The 7,519-nt window shown below is 41.5% G+C and carries 8 protein-coding genes and 4 pseudogenes; 9 read left to right on the plus strand and 3 right to left on the minus strand.

Going from position 1 to position 7,519, the window contains the following annotated elements:
- Positions 1-138 precede the first annotated feature (138 nt).
- A complete protein-coding gene (locus CDZ78_RS22085; protein ID WP_167374306.1) occupies positions 139-282 on the plus strand; it encodes a hypothetical protein in 144 nt (47 codons plus the stop codon).
- Between the two features lie 616 nt (positions 283-898).
- Here the strand turns inward: CDZ78_RS22085 and CDZ78_RS13675 are convergent.
- A complete protein-coding gene (locus tag CDZ78_RS13675) occupies positions 899-1,540 on the minus strand; it encodes a LysR substrate-binding domain-containing protein (RefSeq protein WP_244559254.1) in 642 nt (213 codons plus the stop codon).
- A gap of 89 nt (positions 1,541-1,629) precedes the next feature.
- Between CDZ78_RS13675 and CDZ78_RS23235 the strand changes: the two genes are divergently transcribed.
- From CDZ78_RS23235 to CDZ78_RS23830, 3 genes are read left to right on the plus strand one after another with little or no spacing between them, the layout of a single operon-like run.
- The gene (locus tag CDZ78_RS23235; RefSeq protein ID WP_087868120.1) at positions 1,630-1,902 is read left to right on the plus strand and encodes a hypothetical protein; all 273 of its coding nucleotides are present in this window, start codon (positions 1,630-1,632) and stop codon (positions 1,900-1,902) included.
- Positions 1,899-2,633 carry an ISAzo13 family transposase gene (locus tag CDZ78_RS21340; protein WP_230990677.1) on the plus strand — a complete coding sequence of 245 codons (735 nt, stop codon included), beginning with the start codon at positions 1,899-1,901 and terminating at the stop codon, positions 2,631-2,633. The genes CDZ78_RS23235 and CDZ78_RS21340 overlap by 4 nt, the downstream gene beginning before the upstream one ends.
- A complete protein-coding gene (locus CDZ78_RS23830; RefSeq protein WP_167374435.1) occupies positions 2,593-2,838 on the plus strand; it encodes an ISAzo13-like element transposase-related protein in 246 nt (81 codons plus the stop codon). The genes CDZ78_RS21340 and CDZ78_RS23830 overlap by 41 nt, the downstream gene beginning before the upstream one ends.
- Here CDZ78_RS23830 and CDZ78_RS13690 read toward each other — a convergent pair whose 3' ends face one another.
- Entirely contained in the window at positions 2,839-3,123 is a 285-nt protein-coding gene (locus CDZ78_RS13690) for a LysR family transcriptional regulator (protein ID WP_087870512.1), read from the minus strand.
- A gap of 275 nt (positions 3,124-3,398) precedes the next feature.
- On the opposite strand from CDZ78_RS13690, the pseudogene CDZ78_RS24545 reads away from it, so the two are divergent.
- From CDZ78_RS24545 to oadA, 5 genes and pseudogenes are all read left to right on the plus strand, one after another.
- Positions 3,399-3,542: pseudogene (locus CDZ78_RS24545) on the plus strand (biotin carboxylase N-terminal domain-containing protein); the annotation flags it as partial.
- Positions 3,511-3,738, plus strand: a complete 228-nt coding sequence (locus tag CDZ78_RS22590; RefSeq protein ID WP_174664581.1) for a hypothetical protein — start codon at positions 3,511-3,513, stop codon at positions 3,736-3,738. The pseudogene CDZ78_RS24545 and the gene CDZ78_RS22590, both read left to right, overlap by 32 nt.
- 93 nt (positions 3,739-3,831) lie before the next feature.
- Positions 3,832-5,100 (plus strand): annotated as a pseudogene (locus CDZ78_RS13700) (acetyl-CoA carboxylase biotin carboxylase subunit); the annotation flags it as partial.
- Between the two features lie 159 nt (positions 5,101-5,259).
- On the plus strand, positions 5,260-5,511 hold the full coding sequence (locus tag CDZ78_RS21345) for a hypothetical protein (protein WP_140414064.1): 252 nt from the start codon (positions 5,260-5,262) through the stop codon (positions 5,509-5,511).
- Positions 5,426-6,853, plus strand: a pseudogene (oadA, locus tag CDZ78_RS13705) (sodium-extruding oxaloacetate decarboxylase subunit alpha); the annotation flags it as partial. The gene CDZ78_RS21345 and the pseudogene oadA, both read left to right, overlap by 86 nt.
- A gap of 3 nt (positions 6,854-6,856) precedes the next feature.
- On the opposite strand, the pseudogene CDZ78_RS13710 reads toward oadA, so the two are convergent.
- Positions 6,857-7,450, minus strand: a pseudogene (locus CDZ78_RS13710) (ISL3 family transposase); the annotation flags it as partial.
- Positions 7,451-7,519: the final 69 nt, after the last annotated feature.

The raw sequence follows: 7,519 nt of genomic DNA on the forward strand, positions 1-7,519 counted from the left end.
GAGCGGCAATGAATGCTTGTTGGGTATTAGAGCAGGAACCTGCCTGTTATTTTAAGTTTCCCAAACCTGAGGCCGGTGGCGGGGGGGGGGCTGTGGGATTTTGCTGCGACAGCATGTCTATTTAACGAAATCAATGCAGTGGCTAGTGATATTTATAGTCAAACTCTGGACTTAAATCGCCCTGATTCTACTTTTATGAACCATCGTGGTGTTTTATATGCCACAGATAGGCCGTTGGCAAAGCGAATTGCTGATTTATATTGCCAGTTAAATTCAGGCTGATTATATTAACCTTTCCTGGTTAAGTACAACTCTCAGCCAAAGTAAAATTAAGCCTTAAACATCAGTATGTTAAAAAAACACGTCATTCCCGAAGTCTACCCAGTCAAGCGTGGGCACAAGCTTTATCGGGAATCTATGCTTAACTAACGAGATTCCTGCTGAAAACATACAGGAATGACGAGCTATGGCTGAGAGTGATGGGTAATCAGCATCTTAAGCCAGGTTTCTGGCTGCCCACCTTTTCTAAGTAACAAAATACTATATATTCAAAGACTTGTATTTTGTTACTTAGAAGCCTCTCAACTCGCTAAACGCCTACACATCTACAAGTAACATGTACTACACTATAATACAGACTCAAGTGTAAATGAAAGACCGAATATACAATGGTGCATTAAAGCCCGCTTAGAAGCATGGTTCTCGGATACTCGGCAACATCACTGATGACGCTTAGCGATCTCGATTGAAAGAATGAATTTATTAACCCGTCCGTATCTTGAGTTTTTTATACTGTGGTTTAGGTAGAGTTTATTTCGCCTTGAGAAAACTACAATATTATTTTTAATATAATTTCAATAGGTTACAATTTTATTTTTGTTACTTGAAAGGTAATCTTTTATTGTGAAATAAAATGTGTCTCAAGCAAACGGTTACACAAGCTACCTACTGCTTCTGGCTGGTACAAGATAAAATCAATAAATGCTTGTGCAGCGGGTGATAACTGTTTCGTTTCATGATGCACAACATACCAACTGCGCATCAGTGGAAAATCCTGAACATCCAATTCTACCAGGCACTTAGTTGCCAGTTCTAAAGTAACACTGTGACGGGACAATGCTGAGATTCCTAAGTCAGCCATCACAGCCTGTTTTACGGTTTCGCTACTGCCTAATATCATACTAGGGTTGATTTTAATCTGATGGGATAGCAGAAAATCCTCAAAAGCCTTACGCGTACCTGAACCATTTTCGCGCAAAACGAAATCATGTTTTGCCAGCTCATTAAATGAAATATTTTGTTGTGATGCCAGGGGGTGAGAAGGGTTGGCAATAATCACGATAGGATTTTCAATAATAGGAAAACGCTTTAGGTTCATATCTTCTGGAACCAGCCCCATGATAACCAGATCGCCCTCGTTTTCCTTTAATAATTGAATGATTTGACTGCGGTTAACCACATCTAAATGCAAACTGACTTTCGGGTAGAGTTTATGAAAAGCACCTAATAGATGAGGTGAAAAATATTTAGGAATGTGCACGAAATAACTTCCTGAAGCAGCCAAGCTTGAATAATGAAATATCTCCCCTAAATTAAGGTTATCTTAATTTATTACTCAGTGGTTGTCTTATGTCATTTCCTTATAAAAAAAATATCGAAAAGTCGATGAAGAAATTTTATGACTCACTTTGTGAAAAAAATAAGCGACGGTATGCCGCCATTGAAAGTGAAAAATTATCTCATGGTGGCGTTAACTATATTTCAGCTTTATTAGAGTGTGACCCAAAAACTATCCGCCAAGGAAAAAAAGAACTCACCGAATTAGAACTGGATATAACAGGAATCAGACAACCTGGAGGCGGTCGAAAAAAAAGACCTCTACCCCTGAATACAGTGGAATAGATCAAGACTTTTTAGATATTCTTCAACAGCATACAGCAGGCAATCCAATGAATTCATCTATTAGGTGGACTTATCTAAAGCCGCGTGAAATCGTCAGTGAATTATTAAAAAAGGGTTATTCTGTCAGTCGTAATATCGTTCGATATTTATTAAAAAAACATGAATATGTTAAGCGCAAAGCCCAGAAAAACATTACGATGGGTGGTCATCCTGACCGCAATGCTCAATTTGAAAATATTACCCAATTGAAGCAGGACTACCTGGATGCGGGAAACCCTGTTATTAGTATGGATACCAAAAAGAAAGAGTTATTGGGTACTTTTTATCGTAATGGATCGCTCTATACACAAGCAGCCATTCAAACGAATGATCATGATTTCCCTAGCTCTGCAACAGGCAGTGTTATTCCTCATGGGTTTTATGACCTCAAACGAAACACAGGATATATCACGCTTGGAACGAGTCATGATACCAGTGAATTTGCCTGTGATAGCTTATTTCAATGGTGGGTAAACGAGGGTATTATTCATTATCCTAAAGCAAAATCATTGTTGATCCTTTGCGATGGTGGAGGGAGTAACAGCTCACGGCACTACATTTTTAAAGAAGATTTACAAAAGACTGCGAATGCACTTGGATTGGAAATTAGGATTGCCCACTATCCTCCTTATACCTCCAAGTATAATCCCATTGAACATCGTTTTTTTTCCTCATGTGACTCGTGCTTGTGAAGGTGTTGTATTTGACTCGGTTGAAACAGTTAAAACATTGATTTCTAGAACATCAACGTCAAAAGGACTAACAACAATTGTTCACATACTCGACAAAATATACGAGACAGGACGAAAATATGCCGCTGACTTCAAAGAAATAATGCCGATTGTATTTGATACACATTTACCAAAATGGAATTACCGTGCAATTCCTCAAGAATAATTAATATCGGGAAGTTGTTTCGTGCTTATTCCTTAGCTTCATATCCATATGATCTATCCGGGAGAAAATATCAGTGCAGAAATGATTGAGCTCATGACCCGCTGCCGTTAAAAAGTTTTTCTTACCTATTTTTTCAAATAGTGATAACCCCAGGTTGTCTTCCAGTTGCTTAATTTGAATACTAACTGCTGGCTGAGTTAGACCTAATTTATTAGCGGCAGCTGAGTAATTTAAGGAGTCAGCGACCTGTTGAAAAACTTTTAATTGATGGAGTGTTGCGCGCATAATAATTAACTATAAATAAAATTTATAATATACATTATTTTAATTAATTATCATTAATATCTATTTCCGCATACCATACAAATAAGAAAAAATACGGCTACTAGATTCTTGTTTCCATGCTCCGTGCCACTGCTAAGTTATATATGTGATATAGGGTGTGCTTCCTATCGTCAGCACATCCTATAGGTGACTTTGGGAAGCAAGGTTTGAATAAGAACAGGAAGCCATTCGTCCCAATATGTTACGTCTGTAGTCAAAATATCTAGGAATAATAAGTGTTAACTAAAATATTAATAGCCAATCGTGGCGAGATTGCCGTAAGGATTATTAGGGCCTGTCGAGAACTCGGCATTCGCTCTGTTGCGGTCTATTCAGAAGCGGATCGTTATGCCTTGCATGTTAAAAAAGCGGATGAAGCTTCAGGCGCGCCATGCTACCTCACAACATTCTGGGACTCCTGTCACCAACATTCATTCGCCTACGCAGCGAATGGGAGATGCCCTGGTCGCCCTGCGTCCGTCTCAACTACGCACAAAACCCTGCTCCGTTAAGACTACCTCAAATGGCTGGACGGCTATTCGGAATGCAATTCTTGCCTCCCTCGCGCGCTACTAGCGCACTTCGGATCAGCGAATTGCCCTGTCGCCTACCAGGGACTAAAAATCATCACTCCGCTTAGGCTCCGTTTCCCTGATTTTAAGCGATTGTGTGGGTTCAGACCCACTTAGCGGTTATCTCAATCCACAGCAACTGGTTAATATAGCTAAATCTGTCGGCTGTGACGGTTTACATCCGGGTTATGGTTTTTTATCAGAAAATCCATTACTAGCGGAAATTTGTGCACAACAAGGTATCACCTTTGTTGGTCCTGATGCTGAAGTAATTAGTAAAATGGGGGATAAAACCGCCGCCAGAAAAAGCATGACCGAAGCGAATGTGCCAATTACACCAGGAAGCGACGGTAACTTGTCTGGGTTGGATGATGCCATTAACAAAGCCAAGGAGATTACATATCCTGTTATGCTTAAAGCAACTTCAGGTGGTGGTGGGCGTGGTATTCGTCGCTGTGACAATGAACAAGAGTTGCGTCAGAACTATGATCGGGTTATTTCAGAAGCAACCAAGGCTTTTGGCAGCGCAGATGTATTTATGGAAAAGTGTATCGTCAATCCGAAGCATATTGAAGTGCAGATATTGGCGGATAGCTTAGGGCACGCGGTTCACCTGTATGAGCGGGATTGCTCAATTCAAAGACGTAACCAAAAATTAATCGAAATAGCACCATCGCCTCAGCTTTCGCAAGAGCAACGTGAAATGATTGGCGAACTGGCCGTTAGAGCTGCTAAAGCAGTTAACTATCAAAATGCAGGAACGGTAGAATTTCTATTAGATAGTGATGGTTCCTTTTATTTTATGGAAATGAATACCCGGGTGCAGGTTGAACACACGATTACTGAAGAAATAACCGGAGTTGATATTGTCTAGGAGCAGTTACGTATTGCTTCTGGATTGCCATTGAGTATCAAGCAGGAAGATATACATATTAAGGGTTTTGTCTTGCAATTCCGTATTAATGCGGAAGATCCACAGAATAACTTCCTGCCCAGCTTTGGTCGTATCAGTCGTTATTATGCCCCTGGTGGGCCAGGCGTGCGCACCGATACGTCTATTTACACGGGCTACACCTTACCTCCTTATTATGATTCGCTGTGCGCCAAACTTGTGGTATGGGCACCGGATTGGCAGCGTGTTATCGCGCGTGGACAAAGGGCTTTGGAGGATATGCGTTTATTTGGTATCAAAACTACTATTCCCTATTATCAGGAAATTCTAAACTCAGATGATTTCAACAGTGCAAACTTTGACACATCTTTTGTAGATGAACATCCCGAACTTACCCAGTATTCATTAAAACGAGATCCGGAAGAGATAGCCACAGTTATTGCTGCCGCTATTGCGATTCATTCAGGTTTCTAGGAAAATATTATGAACAACCGCTGCCAGCCATGGAGAGCGAACGCGAGGGCTGGTAGTCCCCAGAAGGCGTAGGGCCGTTGTTTTGTCGGAATCGTAGCGCTAGCGTAGGTGGAGACAAAATAAAAGGCATTCCGAAACGCCGTCCAGTCATTTGAGGGAGTGTTACGAAGCCAGCACCGAGTTTACGATGGTAGTGGCGAAGTGGCACGTACGCAGGACGTCTGGGGCGCCGAAGGCATTAGCGGTCGCGTTAAGTTTTTGCCGCTTGCTTGGGCTGGGATGCCCAAAACAAGCTTTCGCAAAAATAGCGACTCCCCGCAAAAATATGCAAACAAAGAATCCAGTCAACTTTGCCGATGTGGTTTTACGCGATGGGCATCAATCATTAATCGCTACCCGTATGCGTACTGAAGATATGCTACCCATTTGCGATAAACTAGATCGTGCCGGTTATTGGTCGTTGGAAGTCTGGGGAGGTGCAACTTTTGATTCTTGTTTACGTTTCTTAAAAGAAGATCCGTGGCAACGTTTACGTCAATTACGCCAGGCTTTACCTAATACACGTTTGCAAATGTTGTTACGCGGTCAGAATTTATTGGGTTATCGCCATTATGCGGATGATGCGGTTGAAGCGTTTATTGATAAGAGTGCTGAGCATGGCATTGATGTGTTCCGCCTTTTTGATGCGCTGAATGATGAACGTAACTTGATTACTGCGATTAATGCCGTTAAACGTAATCAAAAGCATGCCCAAGGTACTTTGTGTTATACGGTCAGTCCGGTACATACATTAGATAGTTTTATCGAACTGGCCATGAAGTTAGAAGATATGGGCTGTGATAGTCTTGCTGTCAAAGATATGGCCGGATTGTTAACTCCGTCTGCAACAGAAGAGTTGATTAGTAACTTGAAACAACGCATTGATTTACCTTTGTTTCTGCATACTCATGCGACCTCGGGCATGGCGACTATGTGTCAGCTAAAAGCTATCGAGGCGGGCTGCGAACATATAGATACAGCGATATCCAGCTTTGCGGGTGGAACTAGCCATCCGCCCACAGAAACGATGGCAGTTGCTTTACGTGATGCGGGATATCCGGTAGATCTGGATTTGCCACTACTCAAAGAGATCGCAGACTATTTTAAACAGGTAAGAAAAAAATATCAGCAATATGAAAGTGCTTATTCTGGTGTTGATACTGATGTTTTGCTAAGTCAGGTGCCCGGCGGCATGATGTCAAATCTGGCAAACCAGTTAAAAGAACAAGGTGCATTAGAGCGTATTGATGAAGTATTCAAAGAAATCCCTAAGGTGCGTAAAGACTTGGGGTTTCCACCGTTAGTGACACCGACATCACAGATTGTTGGCTCTCAGGCAGTGGTCAATGTACTGGCTGGAGAACGCTATAAAACCATTACTAATGAAGTCAAACGCTATCTTCAAGGCGGGTACGGACGCGCACCGGGGAAAGTTGATACAAGCTTGCAAGCCAATGCTATCGGTAACGAAATGGTGCTTGATTGTCGACCGGCAGACTTGCTAAACAATGAAATGAATAAATTGCGCAAAGATGCCGCTGCCTTTGCCAAAAACGAAGAAGATGTATTGATTTATGCGATGTTCCCGGATATCGGTCGATTATTTTTAGAGCAACGAGAATTAGGGACCTTAACGCCAGAACCACTGCAAGCGCCTGGACAGGTCGATGCAAATTCTAGCGCCCCATTGGCTTCCGAGTTTAATATCAGTTTGGCTCTATGTGAAATACAGTGGGTAGTCGAATTTTAACTTACCACAAAGAAAGTAAATCATATTGATAAAATTATTAATATTACGATAACCTCTTGCTCGTCGTTTGGCCAGTTGGACCTTGCTATTAATTCCCTCAAGAATTCCATTTGTAATCTTCGTTTCAACGAAATGAATAATGCCAGACCAATGGCTCCGAACGGTCTTTACAAACTTCATAAATGCTGAGATTTTAGATTTTTCTACTTCTTCACACCACTGCTTTAGAAAGGCTTCAGCCGATACTTTATCGGGCATTGACCATAAGTCATTAAAAAGCTCTTTCAATCGATATGCCTGCCCTAACGTAGGATATAGGTCAATCATTTCAGCTAATGAAACTTCTTGTTTATTGGTTAAGTTTTCTCGGTTCCTTAAAAAAGTATATTTGTGTCCTTTGAGTGCATCATGCTCTTTACGCTCACTAATCCTGACTTGATTCATTGCTTCATTTAATAATTTGACAACATGAAACCGATCGAAGGTTATCTCTGCTGATGGAAAAGCCTCTGCGGCTCCAGCAATGAAAGATGGCGATAGATCCCTACTTATTTGTTCAATCGCTGAAAATCAGGGAAACGTAGCCTAAGCGAAGTGATGATTTTTAGTCCGCGATAGCCGTAGGGCCGT

Origin of the sequence: Bathymodiolus platifrons methanotrophic gill symbiont (assembly GCF_002189065.1) — a bacterium.
Taxonomy (GTDB): Bacteria; Pseudomonadota; Gammaproteobacteria; order Methylococcales; family Methylomonadaceae; genus Methyloprofundus.